The following is a 21,174-nucleotide window of genomic DNA, read 5'->3' on the forward strand; positions in this document are numbered from 1 at the left end:
TCAATTATTTTTTTGTCTTTGACCCTACCTTTCTTCCTGATCGTCCATAAAACCGATCCCAGAAAGCGGACGGTAAGTGTAGTTTTGTCGGGGCGTTTTTTGGATATCTTCTTTGATACCATCGAGGTCAATGTAACGGTCTGACACATTGATCAAACTGTCACTGGTCATTGAACGCAGACTCACAACCTCGACCCGGACACCCCGATAACTAACAGCATCAACCGCGTAAGCCAGATCCCCATCCCCACTCACGAGAACCGCTGTATCGTAAGACCCCACTAAAGCCATCATATCAACTGCGATTTCCACATCTAGATTGGCTTTCTTAGAGCCATCAGGCAGCTGTACCAAGTCTTTAGCAATGACGCGATACCCATTGCGACGCATCCAAAGCAGAAAGCCTTGTTGCTTTTCATTGGTGCGGTCAACACCAGTGTAGAAAAAAGATCGCAGCAGCCGAGATCCTGCGGTTAATCGGCACAGCAGCTTCGTGTAGTCAATTTCAATCCCCAGCTGCAACGCTGCATAAAACAGATTTGATCCATCAATAAAAATGGCAACCCGACCCCGATTTTCTAAAACTTGTTCCGGCGTGAATACGGAATCATTAGTGGTGAAATTATTCAACATGATTGTTATGCCTCGGTTTTTTATGAAAAAAGTAATTAGCTGTCAGTTGTCATTTGTCATTAGTTAAGCTACAAAAGACAAAAGACAGCAGAAAAAAGCTAACAGCTAGTAGCTAAGACGAAACAGCTTGGGGTTGTTCCAGTCTGGCGAAGACTGGTTTAGCTTCCCCCAACTTCTGTCTTGGAGTTAGTGTTCCCCAAGCGCTATGAGTAACGAACGGTTCTGTAACATCTGTTAACGATTTGTTGTTAAAGTCAATTGAAAAGCCTAGCTGTTGGTAGATGTCGTTGCTGATGTTGGGAATAATTGGGGAAAGTAGATAAGCTGCCAGTCTAACAGATTCAAGAACAGCATACAGCACTTGTTCTACTGCCTGCTGTTGTCCCTGCTTGTATAACTTCCAGGGAGCCTGTTCATCAATAAATTTATTACAGGCTCGAATCAAAGTGAAGATGGCTTCACTTGCTTGACTGAAAGCCAAGGATTCATAAGCTTGAGTAACTTTGTCACCTAGAACAGAGCCAATCGCTTTGAGCTGATTGTCAGCGGGAATGTCTTCTCCTGAGCAATTGGGAACCTCGTTGTTACAATATTTTTTGAACATGTTTAAGGTTCGGTTAAGCAAGTTTCCCAAGTCGTTTGCTAAGTCTGCATTCAGGGTATTGATAAACCGGGTTTCATTAAAATCTCCGTCTTGTCCAAATTCAATCTCCTTGAGAAAGTAGTAACGAATAGCGTCAGCGCTGTAACGGTTTACTAAATCGACCGGATCGACAGTATTACCCAGAGTTTTACTAATCTTCCGCCCGTCTTTGGTGAGAAAGCCATGCCCAAACACCCGGCCGGGTAGAGGCAAACCAGCTGACATTAACATTGCCGGCCAATAAACTGTATGAAACCGCAGAATGTCTTTACCAATCAGGTGCATATTAATCGGCCACCACTTGGATAAAGCATTCTCTAGTGTTGGTTCCATATCAGGATCGAGCAATGCTGTTATGTAACCAACCAAGGCATCAAACCAGACATAGATGGTGTGGCTGGGATCGACTGGTACTGGAAAACCCCAGTCTAAATTTACTCGCGAGATAGAGAAATCTTGAAGTCCTTGGCTGACAAAGTTCAAAACTTCGTTGCGGCGGCTTTCTGGCTGGATAAAATCTGGTTGCTTTTGATAAAGTTCTTCCAGCTGGCTTTGGTACTTGGAGAGTCGAAAAAAGTAGTTCTGTTCGTCTCGCCACTCGGCTTCTTTATTTGGGTGCAGAGGGCAACGGTGTCCTTCTAGGAGGTCACGTTCTTCTTTGAATTCTTCGCAGGCAACGCAGTACCAACCTTTTTGTTGACCAAGGTAGATGTCACCTTTCTCCCAGACTCGCTGGAAAAATTCTTTGACTATCGCTTGATGGCGGGAATTTGTGGTGCGGATAAATCGGTCGGGCTTGATGTTAAGCTTTTGCCAAAGTGTATTGAAAGTATCAGCAATTTTGTCGCAGTGAGCTTGCGGGGCAAGTCCATTAGTTTCTGCTGTCCGCTGAATTTTCTGTCCATGCTCATCCGTGCCTGTAATCAATAACACGGATTTGCCGCGTAGTCGCTCAAACCGAGCCACGACATCCGCAGCTATGGTTGTATAAGCGCTGCCGATATGGGGTACGTCGTTCACATAATACAGCGGTGTGGTAATAGCAGATGTGCTTTTACTTGTATCGTTAACACTCATAGATATAAAAAACAACTAGATTATTTGCTTTCGATCATATCCAAGGGTACGGTTATTTTGGATTTTTTCGTTACCTTTTCTAGATGTTTTTAAGTAAATTTAGTTAAGCAAGTATAAAATTATACGCTTTATGGCTAAGAAATTGCCCAGAACACTTAAACACTCTTTACTAAAAAGTTCTGCCTTAAGAGATTCGTAAACCCCAGGAAAATAAGGTTAATAATTGTATTAAGAAAAGTTAATGAGTTGGCGTTGGGAAAGTAAGGGTTGAGTGCGAAGTGTTGGAAGACGGCAGTGCCGTACCCTAACTGAAGTAAGGAAAATGCTTCTAGCCTAAGCACAGGAAGTCTTGCCCGTTAAAGGTGGCGTTGCGATCGCATCCATCCCTTTTACTATCCGCTCTACTCTTCCTTACGCCTGTTGATTATTGCTTACATTTAAAGAATGTTTTCAGATAGCCCTTTACAAATTTCTCAATTTCTGCTCTCGACTCTCTCGACGCGGATGTATGTATACCATGAGGATCGGGTTCCTCATGACTGTCCTGTACTGGTTGTGAGCAATCACCGCAGTGTTATCGATGCACCGCTACTGATGGGGGCGATCAAACGTCCGATTCGCTTTGCCTGCCATCACTATATGGGGCAAGTGCCTGTGATGCGGGAGATTGTTAATCAGTTGGGGTGTTTTCCTTTAGAAGCCCCTGAACATCGGCAGAAAGGTTTTTTTGAGAAGGCGATTCAACTGTTGCAGCATCGTCAGGTTGTTGGGGTGTTTCCAGAGGGAGCTAAACCGATGGTGCAGGTGACACCGCCTAATAAAATGGGGGATTTCCAACGGGGATTTGCTCATCTGGCATTACGAGCGCCTGTGAAGAATTTAGCCGTTTTGCCAGTGGCGATCGCATCCTTGGAAGAAACCATCAATTCAGGGGTGCCACTGCGTTTGTTAAGTTTCTTTGACCGTTCAGAGCCGCTTTTCGACAGCCCCGGCTGGCACCCGATGGTTATTTATCGTCGGACTAACGTTTTAATTGGTCGTCCGCGTTGGATTTCTCCCCAAATGCGGGAACAATATCAAGGAAAGCAGGCAAAATCAGTTGTTGCCGATCTGTCTAATTACTGTCATCAGGAAATTGCTGATCTACTGCGTCAGGGTTGTTATTAGTGGAAGAGGGTGGGGCTATCCCATAGAATGAGGATAAATACCTACCAGATTGACTATTCAACAAGCGAGCAATTAGCAACTGATTCTAATTTTTCACAAGTTGTTTTTTAAACGGACGTTAAAAAATGCCAGAAGTTAAAAGCCGTCCTTGTTTCCTTACCCCCAGCCGGATGAATCAAGATCACCCGCTGTTTGTGTTCCTTCCAGGTATGGATGGTACAGGTCAGCTGCTGCGATCGCAAACGACTGGATTAGAATCAGGCTTTGATATCCGCTGTTTGGCGATACCCGCCGATGATTTGACCAGCTGGGAAGAACTCACAGAGCAGGTAGTGGCTCTGGTGGAAGCAGAACTAAAAAAACAACCAAATCGGTCAGTTTACCTGTGCGGCGAGTCATTTGGCGGCTGCTTGGCGATGAAAGTGGCACAGCGATCGCCTAAACTGTTTGACCGGATGATTCTGGTTAACCCAGCTTCTTCTCTTAATCAAAGACCGTGGCTGCGATTGGGATCGCAACTAACTCACTTGGTGCCAGAGTTAATTTATCGTCTGGGAGCAGTTTGGCTTTTACCGTTTTTGGCTCATTTGGAAAGAATTTTACCAAGCGATCGCCAAGCGCTTCTAGATGCCGTTCGGTCAGTACCGCCGAAAACTATTATCTGGCGAATTTCCTTAGTGAGAGACTTTCACATGGAGGAAAGCAAGCTGCGTAGCCTTAACTTACCTGTACTGGTGATCGCTGGTGGCGCAGACCGCTTGTTGCCTTCTGTAGCTGAGGCTCAACATTTAGCTTCCGTCCTACCCAACGCCAAAATGCTTGTCTTGCCTCGTTGCGGTCACGCCTGCCTTCTGGAAGCAGATGTCAACCTCTACGAAATTATGAAAGCGGAAAATTTCTTAGAAAGTCGGGAAAAAAATCTTGCGAATATTTCATCCTAACTTTCTGAGAATATGCGCTCAATAGCTTGAGAAGTTGAGAAGCGATCGCTTCTCAACCAAAGCAAAAATCAGGCATCAGTCCTTAACGGAAATTATTGGGATTCAGCCGAGGGTTGGATCGTGCGGGTATTCCTCGTCTCAACTGGGTGCCAGTACCACCGTCAGATGGATCTAAGAAAGGTCGCAGGTTAATATTTTGAGATGGACGATTTCGGGAATTGCCGCCCAGGGAAGACAAACCCAGGTTTAATAAGTCGCTGAGCATCTGAGCATCCCTACCGCCGACAAAAGTATTCACGCCTTGAGTCACCTGTCCGCTGTCGGCGATGCTAATGTTTTGGAAGACGCGATCGCGTGTCTGTTGTGGATCTTGTCCCGGTGGTACTGTCAGCACAATTCGACAATCTGGGTTTTTCTGGGTGGTGATACAAACAACGTTGTAGTTGTTTTCCACAGATGCCTGCATCTCTTGCAAACCATCAGGTCTATAAGATTCTAACCTGCGACTAATTTCGTTACAGCGTCGCTCTGATGTCCAACCACCGCCTAAAGGACTCGGAGTTGCCCAAGCATAAGATTGACTTGGTTGGCTCTTGGGATGGTACATCACCGTATACTGCCCGCTCATAACCTGACAGGTGAATCGCGACTCGTTGGCAGTTTTGCTATCTGATTCCGCATCCGGTTGGGTTGTGGTAGACTCTTTACTCTCAGGCTTGGTTTCTACCTCAACATCCCCAGGCGATGTCTTCTTTTGGTCTTCTACATCTGGTAGTTGCGCTTGAATCAAAGAACCAGCATTGGCTTCACCGCTACTCAGTAGAATTGTTACGCCAACGGATAAAGCCAGACTTTGAAAAACTGAAGACCCAAGCACGAAAGCCAACTTACACAGCCGTGGTGACATATCAACCCTCTTAGGAAGTTTCTTGACTATTGGCAGCATCATTTAAAAAATGAGCTATTTTCACAAATCTTTATAAATGGACATTTGTAGCGTATACTACGAGGGTGCGACTATAACCTCTGCCCCGAAAGAAATCCGGGCAAGCGGTAATTGTCTACGGTGTCCCCTAAATACCAATGACGGGAAAACCGCTCTAAAGTTCCCGCGCAGTCCTTAAATAGAAGATAAAAGGAGAAAAAACCAATGTCGGAGGCACAAAAGCCGCTGACAGTTCCACGCGAATACTTGGAACCGCCAGGAGAGTTCAATCCAACGCTACTCATGTTTGTATCATCCGTAGCGATGCTAGTAGTTTCAAACTTCGGTTACTGGCTCTGGGAGTGGCCTCACTGGTGTTGTTTTACTACTAATACACTTGCCCTGCACATGGCAGGAACGGTGATTCACGATGCCTGCCACAATTCTGCCCATCGTAACCGGGTAGTTAATGCCATCATGGGACATGGCAGTGCGCTGATGTTAGTCTTTGCCTTCCCGGTGTTTACGCGGGTGCATTTGCAGCATCATGCTCATGTGAATGACCCGGAAAACGACCCGGATCATTACGTTTCTACGGGAGGGCCCCTGTGGTTAATTCCGGTACGCTTTTTGTACCACGAGATATTTTTCTTTCAACGGCAGCTGTGGCGCAAGCATGAACTTTGGGAATGGTTTTTAAGCCGCTTGTTTGTCGGGTCTATTTTCTATATCTCAATTCAGTATCACTTTTTAGGCTACATTCTGAATTTTTGGTTCATACCGGCTGCCGTGGTGGGATTGGCACTAGGATTGTTTTTTGATTATCTACCGCATCGTCCGCATCAAGAGCGCGATCGCTGGAAAAATGCCAGAGTTTACCCCAATTCAGTTCTCAACGTGCTGATTATGGGGCAGAACTACCATCTAATTCATCATTTGTGGCCTGCTATCCCCTGGTACAACTACCAGAACGCTTATTACGCCACCAAGCCACTGTTAGACGAAAAAGGCTGTCATCAATCCCTAGGACTGCTGCAAGGAAAAGATTTCCGGAGCTTCCTCTACGACGTTTTTTTGGGTATCCGCTTTCACAAAAAAAGTGTTAGCTAATGGGGATTGGGGATTGGGAAAAATATTTTCCTATTTACCAATTACCAATTACCTATTACCTATTACTAACGCCCAATCTGGTCTTAGGGTTTTGGCACCGCGCAGATAGGGATGGTGAATGGGGGGGTGAGAAGCTGGAAGATTGACGTGGATTAGGAAACGGATGCAGCGTTCCAGTCCGCCCTCTACGTGCATTTGTTGAACATCTAACAGGGGAACATTGTCCCATTCAGGACGAGAACGAGCGATCGCTGCGGGAAAGACAGCATCTAAATCACGAGTAACCGAGAACGTAGCACTGATAATCTCATCTGGGTGCAGTTGATTTCGCTTTTCCAATTCATCCAGCAGTTCTGTCACCACTTCTCGCATCGCCTCAACGGTGTTTTCTGAGGCAGTCGTTGCCCCGCGAATCGCTCTAACTCGCCACTCCACGCAAAAGTCCTCCGAATATTAAAATAGTTTTAAGTTTTGAGTTGTTCCAGACGCGATATATCCCGTCTGAGTTTTAATTTACTCAACACTCAACACTCAGCACTAACTATGGTCGATATAGCCACAACGGCTGGCCACTGGTAGATAGTTCAAATTCTAACCAGTCTATCCCAGCTGATAGACCAGATACCCCCTGAACTTTACTTGATACCACGCGATTCCAAAAGGGTTTGCGTTCTTCAATAGTGAAACACTTGGTTTTCTCCGGGTCAAGACCCACCAATTCTGCTGCCCAGCGGCGTGCGTCTTCCTCAGTTCCGAGTCTGTCTACGATGCCCAGTTCTAAAGCTTGCGCTCCAGTAAAAATGCGACCATCAGCAAAGCTTTTAACTTTTTCTGTTGCTAATTTTCGCCCCTCAGCAACCGTTTCGACAAACTGCTGATAACTGTTGTCAATCAAATCTTGGAGAATGTTCTCTTCCGGCTCTGTAAGTTCCCGGTCAAAAGCCAAAATATCCTTATAGGGGCCGGATTTGATCACCTTGAAAGATACGCCGATTTTTTCTAGCAAGCGCTCCAGGTTGTTTCCTCGCAGAATTACACCGATACTGCCAGTAATCGTGCCTGGGTTGGCGACGATGTGGTCGGCTCCCATGCCGATGTAGACTCCTCCGGATGCCGAGATATTGCCGAAGCTGGCAACAATCTTGACCTTCTGGCGCAGACGTTTGAGCGCCTCGTAGATTTCTTGCGAATCGCCAACAGTGCCGCCTGGACTATCTATGCGAAGCAGTAAGGCGGGAAAGCGTCGTTCTTCAATGGTTTTCAGAGCTTCCAAAACCCGTTTGCGGGTGGCAGCAGCGATCGCGCCTGTAACTTCAATCCGAGCAATTTGTTTTTGAAATTTGGGCTTAAAAGGCCAGATCATGAGCAGTCAAGCAATGAATCTTGAATTATTGGATGAGCCGAGTTAGGTAAAAGAGCAAATCCTAGAAACAGTAAGCGTTTCCACACAAATGCCGATCCTTTCTCTAGTTTGCACGATCCGCATCTGTTTATGTGGGCTACTGGTGCCTAGGCTTGTTTGTCTATTTCCATTTCTCCTCTAACATAGCTGGTGTTTTATAGCAAATATATATTTTTTTGTAATCCTCACAACAATTCATATAAGTTGCTTAACAGAAATACATATTAAGTACAATAAGGGGATTGGGGGCTGGGGACTAGGTAAGACTTTTTCCCAATCCCCAATCCCCAATTCCCCATCCTCAGCCCTTCTATGCAGCTAAAATACACAGAATCCAAAATCCCGTTCGCACCGTTGCTACTAATTGCCCCGTTTTTTCTCTGGGGAACGGCTATGGTAGCGATGAAAGGCGTTATCCCAAACACGACACCTTTGTTTATGGCTGGTGTGCGGTTGGTGCCTGCGGGTCTTTTGGTATTGGTAGCAGGCTTTTTGATGGGGAAACCTCAACCAAAAGGTATTAGTGCATGGCTGTGGATTAGCTTGTTTGCCTTGGTTGATGGCGCTTTGTTTCAGGGATTTTTGGCTCTGGGATTAGTGAGAACTGGTGCGGGGTTGGGATCGGTAATGATTGACTCTCAACCGCTGGCAGTAGCTTTGCTATCGTGCTGGTTGTTTGGTGAAACCATTGGTTTGTGGGGTTGGCTGGGATTATTAGTGGGAGTGCTGGGTATTAGTTTGATTGGGTTGCCCCAAGAGTGGATTTTCAATCTTTCACACCCAAACGCGATCGCCCAATCGATGGTAGAGACGCTAAATTTAGCGTCTTTGGTGCATCTATTTGAAAATGGGCAGTGGCTAATGCTGTTGGCGGCGCTGTCTATGGCTGTGGGAACGGTGACAATTAGGAAGGTGTGCCAATATGCCGACCCGGTGATGGCAACAGGATGGCACATGATTTTGGGCGGGTTGCCTTTATTTGCGCTGTCTGGTATTGGAGAAACCCAGCAGTGGGTGCATTTAGATAGCTTAGGCTGGCTGGCGTTGAGCTATTCGACAATATTTGGCAGCGCGATCGCTTACGGTTTATTCTTTTACTTTGCCTCTAGTGGCAGTCTTACCAGTCTCAGTTCTCTAACTTTTCTGACACCAGTGTTTGCCCTACTCTTTGGCAACCTGCTGTTGTCAGAAGTTCTGACTCCCCTCCAGTGGGCAGGAGTCAGTCTTACCCTGGTGAGTATATATCTAATTAATCAGCGGGAGACACTAGCCCAAAAGTGGAGCGATCGCAGCTTCTGGGCTTCCTCTTCATCATCCACATCTGTTGAGGCTATTGTCTCCGGTGAGGAAACCACGTCTGAGGAGCAAATTCCCCTGTTAGGTGCCGCAGAACAACGACCCTATGCGTCGCTGCCGATAAAATTGAAAGAATCTGAAGCCGAGATGTGGCAAAATCGGTAGGAATGAAGATGATCGCTCCCAAGCAGAAGTTAATATGTGAGAGCAAATTAATAGTTTTTGCTATGATCGGCGCATCATTTTCAATTCCACCAAACGAGCTTTTTCCCCAAATCTTGCGGATAAAAAGCTTACTAACTGTATAGAAATTATAATTTCATGCTGGCACTGGAAGCTAAAGAAAAAACTCTTAGCAAAGGATCTTGTCGGGTTTTGATCGCTTAGACAGGTTTCCCCAAAATGATACTCTATCGCTCAACGTTGCTTCTAGTCACATCTGTCACCTGTCTGGGTTTTATCCCCATTTCAGGCAAAAACTTTTCAGGTGTTGAGCAAGCGATCGCTACTTTACCAACCCGTTCGCAATCCATAGAATTAGCTCAGGCAAGTTCTCCAAACGCCGCAGACGCCCAACCTGTCCTCACAGTTGGCTCTCAAGGCTTGGAAGTAGCCGAATTACAAAAGGCACTCAAGCGTTTGGGACACTACGACGGGGCAGTTGATGGAGTCTATGGGCGAACTACAGCGGTTGCAGTTTCCAAATTTCAAACATCTGCCGGGTTAGCGGCTGATGGCGTTGCTGGCTCAACAACTAGGGAGAATATCAAGACATCTCTAGCTGCACAGCCCAAACCATCGCCTACACAAAAACCCAAAGCGGCAAAACCTCGCCCTAATTTTCTGTTGTGGGTGCTGGGCTTGATTTTAGCATCTGCTGGGGTAGGGTTGGCAGTGTACTTCTTTGTGTCATGGTTGAAAAACGCTACTAGGCACGAAGAGGAGCCAGAAGCCTCATCTGATGAACTATCCGATGAAATCAGTTATCTAGACTTGGAAAATGCCAGTAATAATGGCATCGACACCCACATTCAACCGCTAGAAAACGACAGCAAAAACGGCTTTCATTCCTCTGTTTTTACCGTTTCAGATAAACGTCATCCAGACGAGGGAATAACTCCCCAGCCGCCCAAAGAAACAATACCGCCTATCAGGGAAACTACTCGCCTGGCTAAAATCGACATTGTTGAGGAATTAGTCAAAGATTTACAGGGAAACGATCTGACAAAGCGACGCAAGGCAATTTGGGAACTGGCGCAACGGGGAGACTCTAGGGCAGTACAGCCATTAGTGGATCTGTTGATGGATTCAGATTCCCAGCAACGCGGCTTAATATTGGAGGCTCTATCGCAAATTGGCACGCGCACTCTCAAACCCATGAATCGGGCGCTGGCAATTTCATTGCAAGATGAAAGCCCGGAAGTGCGGAAAAATGCGATTCGCGATTTGACGAGAATCTATGACACGATTTCCCAAGTTAGCCAGCTGTTGCGCCTTGCTGCTGAGGATCAAAATTCCGATGTTCAGGAAACAGCGCGGTGGGCTATGGGTCAGTTAAATCGGATTCGCAGTATCCCTGGTGCCGAGAATAAGGCAGCTTTGCCTAATTCCCCTGAAGACAAATCAGACGAGCGATCGCAATAGAGTTTTGATTGAATTAAAATAACTCAGAACTCAACCCAAAACACATTCAACGCTCTTTGAAACTGTTATTGCTCTCAACCCCAGTTGGCGCTCTTGGCACAGGGCTAGGGGGAGGTGTCGAACTAACGCTGCTTAACGTTGCCCAAGAGATGATCCGGCGGGGTCATAGTCTAAAAATTGTCGCTCCCCAAGGATCTGTCTTAGGGGAGATTCCCATTGTCGAGATTGCTGGAGAACTCCAAACGACGGCTCAGAGTCAGGGACGCAGTACGCCGATTGTCATGCCGGAAAATTCGGTATTAGGCAATATGTGCGACTACGCGCGGCAAGTGCAGGCTGATTACGATCTGATTTTCAACATTGCCTACGATTGGTTGCCGTTTTACCTGACACCATTTTTTGAGTGCGCGATCGCGCATTTCATCAGTATGGGTTCCCTCTCCGATGCAATGGATCAAATCGCTGGAAAGGTTGCTGTCGAGTTTCCCGGTACTATTGGTGTCTACACTCGCACCCAGGCAGAAACGTTTCCTTTTGCCCAGCAGTGTCGGATTCTGGGTGGTGGACTGGATCTATCCCTGTATGATTTTGTCAAAGAACCCTCACCTGCCTTAGCTTGGCTGGGTCGAATCGCTCCCGAAAAAGGTTTGGAGGATGCTGTCGCAGCTGCGAATATAACTGGCATCCCCCTGAAAATATTGGGAAAGATGCAGGATGAAGCATACTGGCAGCAGATTTGTCAAGAGTATCCCGATGCTCCCGTGGAATATGTGGGATTTTTCCCTACAGCCCAAATGCAGCAAGAATTAGGCAAATGTCGGGCGCTGTTGATGACTCCTCGCTGGGTGGAAGCGTTTGGCAATGTGGTAATTGAGGCGTTGGCTTGTGGGGTGCCAGTAATTTCCTACAGTCGAGGTGGCCCGACTGAAATTATCCAAGATGGGAAAACGGGCTTTTTGGTGGAACCGGATAGGGTGGAAGGTTTAGTAGAGGCAATTGGACGATTGGATCAAATTGACCGCCTAGCCTGTCGTCAACAAGCGGAAGCGGAGTATTCGTTGGAGGCTTTGGGCGATCGCTTCTTAAACTGGTTTCAAGACATCATAGAGGAATCTATGAATTGCTGAGATGGTGTACCCCTGATCAGCCGCGATCGCAGAATTCAACTTTCAAATGTACATACTATTTGGTGAGAGCGATCGCGTTTTCTGCGTACATCAAATGCTTAGGATGCGTTAAGCGATTGCTGGTAACGCACCCCAAAAAATTAAAATGAACGATTTTGCATTACGCACTCACAGGAGTTTTTACCTCTTGTGGGAGTTTTTGCAGTTTTGCTTCCTCTGCCATAAAATCAGCCAACTGAGCTTCAATCTGCTCTTTGACAATCTGGCGATACTCCACAAAATGCTCGATTTGAGCGCACACAGCTAAATAGCTGCTGATTCCGCCCTTATTATGGCGATACATACTAAACAGGTTGCGCCAGAACTTGAAGCGAGTTTTGCGGACAACACCTTGTCGCCAACAAATTGTGAGAAACGCCCGAATTACCACCAAATCTAGTTTCTTTTTGGGACGTTTTCCTTTGTTAGGATAAGTTGCTTCTCCTAAAATGCGGAAGTGACGGTAAGTACGGTCTAGAAAACGCTCTGGATCGTACAGTGTCCAGAAGGCGTTGATATATTCGCGGGCAATTTCTTCTAAGGGACGAGTCGGGACATAGTTCATCAATGTGGTTTGATTGATGTTAGCTGATTCTGTCCGCAGTCGTCCTTCTTTCTTTAGCCGATGCCAGAGGGCGGTATCGGGTAAAGCTTGCAGCATACTAAATATGGCTGTGGGAATTGAGGTTTTCTCGACAAATTGGACAATGCGATCGCCTGCTCCCGGTTTTTCGCCATCAAAGCCAATAATAAACCCTGCCATCACCCGCAGCCCCGAACGCGCGATCGCCTCTACAGAATCGCTCAAAGAATCTCGTGTATTTTGAAACTTCTGCGTTAGCGCTAAACTGTCCTCATCGGGCGTTTCTATTCCTAAAAACACCGCCCCGAAATTACACTGAACCATCATATCCATCAGTTCTTGATCTTTTGCCAAATCAACTGATGCTTCTGTGGCAAAAGAGAAAGGATACTGATGTTCAACCATCCAAGGTTGCAACTCTTTTAGGAACAACTTAACATTACGCTTATTCCCAATAAAGTTGTCATCCACCATGAAAATGCTGCGTCGCCAACCCAACTCATAAAGGCGTTCTAATTCAGCTATTAATTGGGCTGGGGCTTTTGTCCGGGGTTTGCGTCCGTAGAGAACAATAATGTCGCAGAATTCGCACTGAAAAGGACACCCGCGAGAAAACTGGACTGACATCTCCGAATAAGCGTCAAACTCCAGTAAATCGAAGCGGGGAATAGGCGTAATGGTGACATCTGGCCTTTCTCCCCCAGACCGGAAAATACCACCAGTTTCGCCCCGTTGAACTGCCTCCACAAACATCGGCAGAGTAATTTCCCCTTCATCCAAAATCAAATAATCTGCACCAGCCGCTTCTGCTTCTTTGGGTAAAGCTGTTGGATAAGGGCCGCCTACTGCAACAGCTTTACCGCGTCTTTTTGCTTCTTGAATTTGGTCGATAAAATCTTCCTGCTGGACAATCATTGCTGAGAGAATCACCAACTCTGCCCATTCCCACTCAGCTTCAGTTACCTGGCGGATATTTCTATCTACTAGCTTAAACTCCCACTCTTGGGGGAGAATTGCCGCTACAGTTACTAAACCTAAAGGTGGTAGCATAGCTTTGCGATTTAGCAAAGCTAAGGTTTTTTCAAAAGACCAAAAACTTTTGGGAAATAGCGGATATAAAAGTAAAATTCGCATGAAATGTCCATCCTCACTTTATTTAAATTCATTATTCATTAGTCATTAGTTCTTAGTTTTTGGTAGGGACACGGCGGCCCGTGTCCCTATAACTAATGGCTACTAACTAATGACTCTTCTGGCTTAATTTTCACCTCAGAAACTTCCGTTTTCTGTTTTGTCAGGGGTGCTAGATATTCAACTAATTGAGCCTCAATTTCGTCGCGAACAATTTGCCGATACTCCATGAAATGCTCATTGTGGGCGCAGACGGTGAGGTAATGTTCCCATACTGCCGGGTTGTTTTTAATGATGCTAAACAAATGATGCCAGAATTTCCAGCGAGTCTGGCGTTTGAAGCCCTGACGCCAGACTACAATCGAAAGTGCCTTCAAATCTATCAGGCTGGGCATTTTGAAGGGGGCTTTTACTTTTGGTGCGCCTAGCATTAGGAAACAGCGATAGATGCGATCCAGATAGCGACTGGGTTCATACAAATCGCTAAATGCCTCGACATATTCTCTGGCAATATCTTCTACAGGGCGCGTCGGGATAAAATTCATCAAAGTGGTCTGGTTGAGGTTGCCTTCTTTGCCCACCAGTCGCCCTTCTTTCTCTAGCCGGTACCACAAAGCTGTATTGGGGAGGGCTTGCAACATTCCAAAAGTTGTGGTAGGGATAGCAGTCAGTTCGGCAAATCGGACAATGCGATCGCCTGCACCTTTTTTCTCGCCATCAAAACCAATAATAAACCCAGCCATCGGTCGTAACCCGGCGCGTGTAATCATTTCCACAGCTTCAGCTAGGGAACTGCGCGTATTTTGGAATTTCTTCGTCATCGACAGACTTTCCTCATCTGGCGTTTCAATTCCCAGAAACACAGCATCAAAATAACACTCAACCATCAGCTCTATCAATTCGGGATCTTGCGCCAAATCGATAGAAGCTTCCGTATTAAATTTGAAAGGATATTTGTGTTCAGCTTGCCAGACTTTCAACTCCTTGAGAAATAACTTGACATTGCGCTTATTCCCAATAAAGTTGTCATCCACCATAAACACACCGCGCCGCCATCCCAGTTGGTAGAGATACTCCAACTCTGCCAAAAGTTGCGCTGGGGTTTTAGTGCGGGGTTTGCGACCATATAGCACAATGATGTCGCAAAATTCGCACTGGAAGGGACAACCCCGCGAAAACTGCACCGACATCGAATCGTAAGCATCAAATTCTAGCAAATCAAAGCGGGGAACTGGAGTTGTCGTGACATCTGGTTTTTCCCCATTGACGGCGCGGAAAATGCCCGATTTTTCGCCGCGCTTAATTGCTGCGACAAACATCGGCAGAGTAATTTCCCCTTCATCTAAAATCAGGAAATCTACACCCGCCTCTTGGACTTCTTCCGGTACAGAAGTTGGATAAGGGCCACCGCACGCCACCAGTTTACCGCGCCGCTTGGCTTCCCGGATTTGGTCAAGTAAATCTGGCTTTTGGACAATCATGGCGGAGAGAATTACCACATCTGCCCATTCCCACTCTGCGTCTGTCACAGGGCGAATATTTCGGTCTACCAGTTTAAATTCCCATTCTTGCGGTAAGATTGCCGCCACGGTCACTAAACCCAACGGCGGTAGCAAAACCTTACGGTTGACTAATTCCAGAATTTTCTCGTAAGACCAAAATGTTTTAGGAAAAAGAGGATAAACTAATAAAACTCTCATTGAATCTAAACCCTCACACTCTTGTAATTTTTTAGCTATTAGCTAATTCATAGCATAAGAGTTTAGCTGAATCCGGCAAATTGCGGTTAATATAATTGTTTTTTTAACGCTCCCTGGTAGCAGTACGCCCGAAGGAACGCAAAGGGTAGGTTATAGGTTTTTAATCTAATCCTTGTTTTTGTTCGCTAGTTACTAGCCGCCTTTCCATAAGGGTTGCAGCGCGACAGCACTATCTTGGCGTTAAAAAAGCCTTCTTGAGTGTCTACTCACCTTTAATTGCGGGCGGTTTTCTCTCGACTCCGCTAATTTTCAGCACGTCGGTGAAGGTGGCGCAGTAATTCGGCAGACCAAAGGTAGTTGGGTTTACGGGATCTTGGTAGGTGAAATTACGGTAGCGCAAGCAAAATCGATCCCAAGGTGCCATCTGAATTCGGAACAAGACAATCAATAAATCAGCAAGTGAGAGAGTCAAAGGCACGCGGAAATAAATCTTTTTATCCAAATAGGCGCAGACTTCTTCTACGGCTTGATTTGCCGTCAGCGCTTCCTGTCCCAAAACTAACTGTCGCGGTTCTCCAGGTTTTGGGGGATGGTCGATGAGGTATTGCACCACAGTCGCAATATCCCGCGCATGGATAAAGTGGAAGCTGCCATCAGCTTTGAAAAAGCGAATCATGTCTATCCACTTGGCTACTCCTGGCAAACCGGAGGAAAGATGGGAGTAAGGTTTGTTGGTATCTCCTCCGAGTACCAGGGTGGGAAACAGGGTAGTGATGCGGGGTGCGATCGCTAGTTTCGATAACCGCTGCAAGCAGTCATACTTAGAACGGATATAGTCTGTCCCCAGTTGTGACGCTTCTTTGAGTGGTTCGTTGGAACGGTCGAGGACGCTGGCGGTGGAAAAGTAAATTACTTGTTTGCACACTGCTGGGTCAAGCAGGTTCAACAACCGGATGGTTTTGATAACGTTAACATCAAACACCTCTTGCGACCCGCCCCAAGCGGTAGCTGCCAAAACTGCAACATCCATTGTCTTGAGCAAATCGCCTATTCGCTCAACTTCTCGCAGGTCATAGTGCAGGATGGTAACGCCCGGTCTTGCTTCGTAGTCAATTCCTAGTTTATCTGGGTTTCTGACCAGCAGATACAGCTCGTGTTCTGTGTTTTGAATCAGGCTTTCGCTAATGTAGTGACCAATGCAGCCACTCGCACCAGTCACCAAAATCCGCTTCGGGGTCATAAGGGGTTAGTCATTAGTAAGTTGCTAAGAGCTAAGAGCTAATCGTGAAGCTAATAGCTCTTAGCTATTAGCTCTTAGCTGATTTGGCAGTTTCAAAGAAGAATGCCACGTTTTCTTCCGGGGTGCTGGGTAAAACTCCGTGACCGAGGTTCATGATATGACCTTTTTTCCCGGCTTTGCGAATCGTGTCTAAAATGCGATCGCGTATGAACTCTTTCGAGCCAAATAAGGCGCACGGGTCCATATTTCCCTGCACTCCCATATCAGAGCCAAGTCTTGCCCTTGCTTGAGCCATATCCACCGTCCAGTCTACGCTGACGATATCTACGCCGGATTGTGCCATCCTCTCAAGTATCCCAGCACTGCCATTAATGTATAAGATCAGTGGGGTATCTGGATGAGTTGCCTTCACCTGCTTGACAACTTGTTGCTGATATGGTAATGCAAAAGTTTCGTAGTCTTGAGGACTAAGTTGCCCCGCCCAAGAGTCGAACATCTGGACAACTTGAGCGCCGCAGTCGATTTGGTAGCGGACGTAAGTAGCAATCGAGTCTGCTAATTTGCCCAAAAATTTATGCAGCATTGCTGGCTCTGTGAAAGCCATGCTCTTGATAATCGTGTAGTCTTTCGAGCTTTTGCCTTCAATTGCATACGCCGCCAGCGTCCAAGGCGCACCGACAAAACCTAGCACAGTTGCCTTATTTCCGACTTCTTGACGCAAAGTTTGCAAAATTTCGCGGATGAAAGGCAGAGATTCCTCAGGTTCCAGGGGATGCAATTTATCGATTTGCTCCAAAGAGCGAATGGGCGGATCGATTACTGGTCCACGACTTTCGATGATATCAAAGGGAATGCCGAGTCCCGGCAGGGGGGTTAAGATATCGGAAAATAAAATTACCCCGTCTGGCTCAAAGGCGCGAAACGGTTGTAGCGAGATTTCGATAGCGAGTTCTGCTTTTTCAGAGCGATCGCGGAACGCGGGATACTTATCTCTTAAATCCCGATAAGCTTTCATATATCTACCCGCCTGCCGCATCATCCACACTGGCGGACGGTCTAAAACTTCTCCACGAGCTGCCCGCAGCAGATACGGTACTTGGGTTGCAACGGTCATCTACACTTCACCTAAAGACTTTATTAAACACATTCGTTTAGCTTATCACTCTCGGATGGACGTTTAGACTATTTCCGCTCTCGACAACCCAAAATCTAAAATCTCTATTCGCCACTAGCCGTTGACAGACTAACAGCTAATCCCCCTTTTTTTACCTAACCAGGCAGATGCCACCGATTTCCACCGTGCATTGCTGCTGTTTTCTAGCAGCTTCTAGAGTGCGAGAGTTGGGGTTATAGCTGTACTCGCCTGCGGGGAAAACGCGGTTGGGATTGGCACAGTATGTATACGTTTGTCCGCCTTCGAGATAAGACACGACAACTAAAGAAGTCCTTGCAGCCGGACAATTGTCCATAACTGTCAATCCAAACTCTTTTTCTAGGCGTTGTTTTCTGATATCTGTGACTGTGGCTTGAGTAGTTGGGTTTTGAGTTGCAACCATTCTTGGCTTTAGCTCACCAGTGCTAATGTCATAGTTATATTCTCCTGCTTTGACAAAGCGGTTGGGATTGGCACAGTAAGTATACGTTTGACCGCAAAGGTTGTCGCAAGTGTTTGAAAAAACTTACCAGACATTATTTTGTCATATCACATTAAGCAAAACTTCTTCATACTAGGAGCATAAGCTTAAAAGGCCTTTGTCTGCGTCTAGTAAACCGAGTATTCCTATAGGTAGAGCTGCGTTGCAACCATCATGACCAAAAGGCAGATCGGAGACAATAGGAATGTTGAGAAGAGACAAGCGATCGCGCAAAACTTCCTCAATTGTCAAACTAGGAATATTAGGCGGAGCCTCACATCGGCTAAAGCGTCCCAAAGCAATTCCTCGAACTTTCTTAAAAGCGCCAGAAAGTCGCCATTGTGTCAGCAATCTGTCGATGCGGTAAGGAACTTCAGTCACATCTTCCAGTGCCAAAATAACGCCATCAAGTTCAGGTTGTATCGGTGTGTTTAAAAAATGCGTCGCTACTGTCAGATTTGCTGGTAGCAAAATGCCACTTACTTGGCCACCACCCCAACCTGTACCTTTCAAAGGTTCTACAGAACGTCCTTCTACTAAGTCAAATAGTCGCTGTTTTGACCACTCAGGCTCAGCTGCAATCGTCGTCAACAGCGGCCCATGAACGCCTGCAATCCCCTCCTTGCCAAGACTCCATAGCAAGCCTGTAACATCAGAAAAGCCGATTAACCACTTGGGAGTGGGGATTGGGGATTGGGGATTGGGGATTGGGGCTTCCTTGTCCCTGGCTTGCCAAGTCCAATCTTCTAATAATCTGGCACTACCGTAACCGCCTCTAGCACAAAGGATACCCTTGCATTCTGGGTCATGCCATGCTTCTTGCAACTGGCGACGACGGTTCTCATCTGTTCCAGCAAGGTAGCCATAGCGATCGCTCACATTATCATCTACTTTTACTTGATAGCCACGCGATCGCCATATCTCCACACCCTTTTCAAACGCCTCAACTTCACGCATTGCGCCACTGGGGGCAATTACTCGTAGCAAATCCCCTGGTTGTAGGGCTGGTGGCAAAGAGCAAAGATTCATAATTGGGATGCCTAGACTCCGAAAAAAACTATTTTAATCACCGAATAAACATTAGAACTAACGACACCGATACAGTTGATACGGAACCCCGATCCGATAATGTTCAGTCGGGTCAATGTTACAAGTGTATTTATCAGAAAGCGCTAAATCTTGAGGATAATCCCTCCGCTTGAGTCCAGGGGCAACTACCCATAAGTTGAGCGGTTTTTCTAAGGGAGTTTGGATCACAGACAGCTCTTGCCAAACGTTATCATAACCAGTTTTCCTATCTAAGAAAGCAAAATATGCTTTTTCATTTTCAGGCGATCGCTTCGACTCTAAAGCCTCTACATTAGGTGTCCGTATTTTATCGAGTGCTAGTGCAAAGCTTAATCCCAACGCTACATCCTGAGAACTGTCGTATCCCACCACAACCATCAACCCAGCATCAGGTTCTATGTTCATGTTCTGGGCGACTCGTTGTGGGTTAAAGGGTTTTTGAAAGGTTAGGTTGAATACTACAAAAACACAACTTATAAAGGAAATTAAGAAATAAAATATAAAAACAAAATTGGCGTTACGTCTTGTTTTTTTGCTTTTTATTTTGTTTAGCCTGATAGCTAAAATAGCTCCTAGAATAGCGCACATAGCTGGATAATAAACAAAGTTATAACGAGGAGCGATAGTAATATCTTTGTCCAAAAAGTAGATAACAGCGAAGAATTGCAGCAGCACACATAGGCTGAAAATGACAAAAGTCAAAATTGCCCAATAACGACTTATATTGGCAATAAATTTTGACTCTACCCTGAAAGCATCAAAAATAACGTATTTTAAGAGCCACGTACCAAATAGAAGCATCAGCACTCCATTAGTAACTGCAATCCAGAGGGGTTGATTTTCTACTGGTAGAGAAACCACCATCAACAGCCAACCAACAAGAGTTTGGTATAGGGGAGCAATATTATGTGGAGAAGGTAGCCAACTGGTTTCTGGACGGTTAAAATGTGCCATTAAAACTTGCAGCCACGGCAGATAAAATAAAAAAGGCAAGCAAGCAAAGGCAAGAGGTAAAAATAAGAGTCTTATATTCTTAGTTTTGCCGCGTCCATCGTTAAAGGAGGTTGGGGATATCCCATGAAGCCTTGTAACTTGCATGATAACGAGGGCGAAGATTTGGGCGATGAAAGCCAGGATAAAAAAGTAGTGGACGTAGAAACCAATGCTGTTAAATATTCCCCACGCTAGACAAACTAGCACTTGTGTTGAAATACCCTTTTCCCGGTTTTGCTGGATTTGAATTAATCCTAAGAGAGCTAAGGTAATTAGTAATACTGGCAAAGTATAGTGTCTTGCCTCTTGGGAAAGGTAAACTCCAAAAGGGGAAACAGCCATTATAGCGGCGGTAATTAAACCAGTAGTTCTGGAGAAAGCGACGCTACCCAGCCAGTAAATTGCCATGATCGCAACTACTCCAAATATTGCTGGAAGCGATCGCACAGCCCACACCCACGACTTTAAAGCATCGGCATCAACTGAGTTTAACCAGGAAAGCCAGCTGTGCATTAAGCAAAAAAATAAGGGAGGATGGGTAGACTGAGTAGCAAGTGTTTGTGCAATTTCCGACCATGTGACTTCTGGGTTAAGCGTGAAAATTTGCTCTAATGTTGATAGGGGAAAAGCCTCATTTAGCGGTACGTCATCATAGGTGCGTCCCAAGCTAAATAACGCCGTAATTACCTCATCCAACCAAAGAGGTTTCAGGTCGAGATGCCAAAACCGCAAAGCAGCTCCCACACCAATTACCGCAGCCAGCGCTAAATAATGTAGAAAGAAATTAATAGATTGATTCATGTTTGTCCGTTGTCCATTGC

General features: G+C 46.0%; 18 protein-coding genes. 6 read left to right on the forward strand and 12 right to left on the reverse strand.

The window, feature by feature from the left end; translation table 11 throughout:
- Nucleotides 1-24 precede the first annotated feature (24 nt).
- Both H6F66_RS12230 and metG read right to left on the reverse strand, forming a co-directional pair.
- Nucleotides 25-633 (reverse strand): NYN domain-containing protein, encoded by a 609-nt coding sequence (locus H6F66_RS12230; protein WP_190421544.1) that lies wholly within the window; start codon nt 631-633, stop codon nt 25-27.
- Between the two features lie 112 nt (nt 634-745).
- A complete protein-coding gene (metG, locus tag H6F66_RS12235; protein WP_190421546.1) occupies nt 746-2,353 on the reverse strand; it encodes a methionine--tRNA ligase in 1,608 nt (535 codons plus the stop codon).
- Nucleotides 2,354-2,797: 444 nt separating this feature from the next.
- On the opposite strand from metG, the gene H6F66_RS12240 reads away from it, so the two are divergent.
- Nucleotides 2,798-3,520: a lysophospholipid acyltransferase family protein gene (locus H6F66_RS12240; protein ID WP_190421547.1), complete on the forward strand. Its 723-nt coding sequence runs from the start codon at nt 2,798-2,800 to the stop codon at nt 3,518-3,520.
- A gap of 125 nt (nt 3,521-3,645) precedes the next feature.
- Nucleotides 3,646-4,461 (forward strand): alpha/beta fold hydrolase, encoded by an 816-nt coding sequence (locus tag H6F66_RS12245; protein WP_190421548.1) that lies wholly within the window; start codon nt 3,646-3,648, stop codon nt 4,459-4,461.
- Between the two features lie 82 nt (nt 4,462-4,543).
- Here H6F66_RS12245 and H6F66_RS12250 read toward each other — a convergent pair whose 3' ends face one another.
- Nucleotides 4,544-5,368: a COP23 domain-containing protein gene (locus tag H6F66_RS12250; RefSeq protein WP_190421549.1), complete on the reverse strand. Its 825-nt coding sequence runs from the start codon at nt 5,366-5,368 to the stop codon at nt 4,544-4,546.
- A 243-nt stretch (nt 5,369-5,611) separates the two neighbouring features.
- Here H6F66_RS12250 and crtR point away from each other — a divergent pair, with 243 nt between their 5' ends.
- Nucleotides 5,612-6,496, forward strand: a complete 885-nt coding sequence (gene crtR, locus H6F66_RS12255) for a beta-carotene hydroxylase (protein WP_190421550.1) — start codon at nt 5,612-5,614, stop codon at nt 6,494-6,496.
- Nucleotides 6,497-6,544: 48 nt separating this feature from the next.
- Here crtR and aroH read toward each other — a convergent pair whose 3' ends face one another.
- Nucleotides 6,545-6,931 (reverse strand): chorismate mutase, encoded by a 387-nt coding sequence (aroH, locus tag H6F66_RS12260; RefSeq protein WP_190421551.1) that lies wholly within the window; start codon nt 6,929-6,931, stop codon nt 6,545-6,547.
- A 106-nt stretch (nt 6,932-7,037) separates the two neighbouring features.
- Nucleotides 7,038-7,859 carry a signal peptide peptidase SppA gene (gene sppA, locus H6F66_RS12265; protein ID WP_190421552.1) on the reverse strand — a complete coding sequence of 274 codons (822 nt, stop codon included), beginning with the start codon at nt 7,857-7,859 and terminating at the stop codon, nt 7,038-7,040.
- A gap of 351 nt (nt 7,860-8,210) precedes the next feature.
- Between sppA and H6F66_RS12270 the strand changes: the two genes are divergently transcribed.
- The 3 genes from H6F66_RS12270 (at nt 8,211) to H6F66_RS12280 (ending at nt 11,965) form a co-directional block, all read left to right on the forward strand.
- The gene (locus H6F66_RS12270; protein WP_190421553.1) at nt 8,211-9,359 is read left to right on the forward strand and encodes a DMT family transporter; all 1,149 of its coding nucleotides are present in this window, start codon (nt 8,211-8,213) and stop codon (nt 9,357-9,359) included.
- Nucleotides 9,360-9,596: 237 nt separating this feature from the next.
- On the forward strand, nt 9,597-10,838 hold the full coding sequence (locus tag H6F66_RS12275; RefSeq protein WP_190421554.1) for a peptidoglycan-binding protein: 1,242 nt from the start codon (nt 9,597-9,599) through the stop codon (nt 10,836-10,838).
- A 56-nt stretch (nt 10,839-10,894) separates the two neighbouring features.
- A complete protein-coding gene (locus tag H6F66_RS12280) occupies nt 10,895-11,965 on the forward strand; it encodes a glycosyltransferase family 4 protein (protein ID WP_199295196.1) in 1,071 nt (356 codons plus the stop codon).
- Between the two features lie 160 nt (nt 11,966-12,125).
- Here H6F66_RS12280 and H6F66_RS12285 read toward each other — a convergent pair whose 3' ends face one another.
- From H6F66_RS12285 to H6F66_RS12315, 7 genes are all read right to left on the reverse strand, one after another.
- Complete coding sequence (locus H6F66_RS12285; RefSeq protein ID WP_190421556.1) at nt 12,126-13,721, reverse strand: B12-binding domain-containing radical SAM protein; 1,596 nt, start codon at nt 13,719-13,721, stop codon at nt 12,126-12,128.
- Between the two features lie 92 nt (nt 13,722-13,813).
- Complete coding sequence (locus tag H6F66_RS12290) at nt 13,814-15,418, reverse strand: B12-binding domain-containing radical SAM protein (protein ID WP_190421558.1); 1,605 nt, start codon at nt 15,416-15,418, stop codon at nt 13,814-13,816.
- A 262-nt stretch (nt 15,419-15,680) separates the two neighbouring features.
- Nucleotides 15,681-16,658, reverse strand: coding sequence for an NAD(P)-dependent oxidoreductase (locus H6F66_RS12295; RefSeq protein ID WP_190421560.1), 978 nt, complete (start codon nt 16,656-16,658; stop codon nt 15,681-15,683).
- 67 nt (nt 16,659-16,725) lie between these two features.
- Nucleotides 16,726-17,772 (reverse strand): uroporphyrinogen decarboxylase, encoded by a 1,047-nt coding sequence (gene hemE / locus H6F66_RS12300; protein WP_190421562.1) that lies wholly within the window; start codon nt 17,770-17,772, stop codon nt 16,726-16,728.
- A gap of 151 nt (nt 17,773-17,923) precedes the next feature.
- Nucleotides 17,924-18,214 (reverse strand): hypothetical protein, encoded by a 291-nt coding sequence (locus H6F66_RS12305; protein ID WP_190421564.1) that lies wholly within the window; start codon nt 18,212-18,214, stop codon nt 17,924-17,926.
- A 171-nt stretch (nt 18,215-18,385) separates the two neighbouring features.
- A complete protein-coding gene (locus H6F66_RS12310) occupies nt 18,386-19,321 on the reverse strand; it encodes an LD-carboxypeptidase (RefSeq protein WP_190421566.1) in 936 nt (311 codons plus the stop codon).
- 57 nt (nt 19,322-19,378) lie between these two features.
- Complete coding sequence (locus H6F66_RS12315) at nt 19,379-21,154, reverse strand: glycosyltransferase family 39 protein (protein WP_190421568.1); 1,776 nt, start codon at nt 21,152-21,154, stop codon at nt 19,379-19,381.
- Between the last annotated feature and the right edge of the window lie 20 nt (nt 21,155-21,174).

Origin of the sequence: Trichocoleus sp. FACHB-6 (genome assembly GCF_014695815.1) — a bacterium.
Classification (GTDB): Bacteria; Cyanobacteriota; Cyanobacteriia; order Cyanobacteriales; family FACHB-T130; genus Funiculus; species Funiculus sociatus.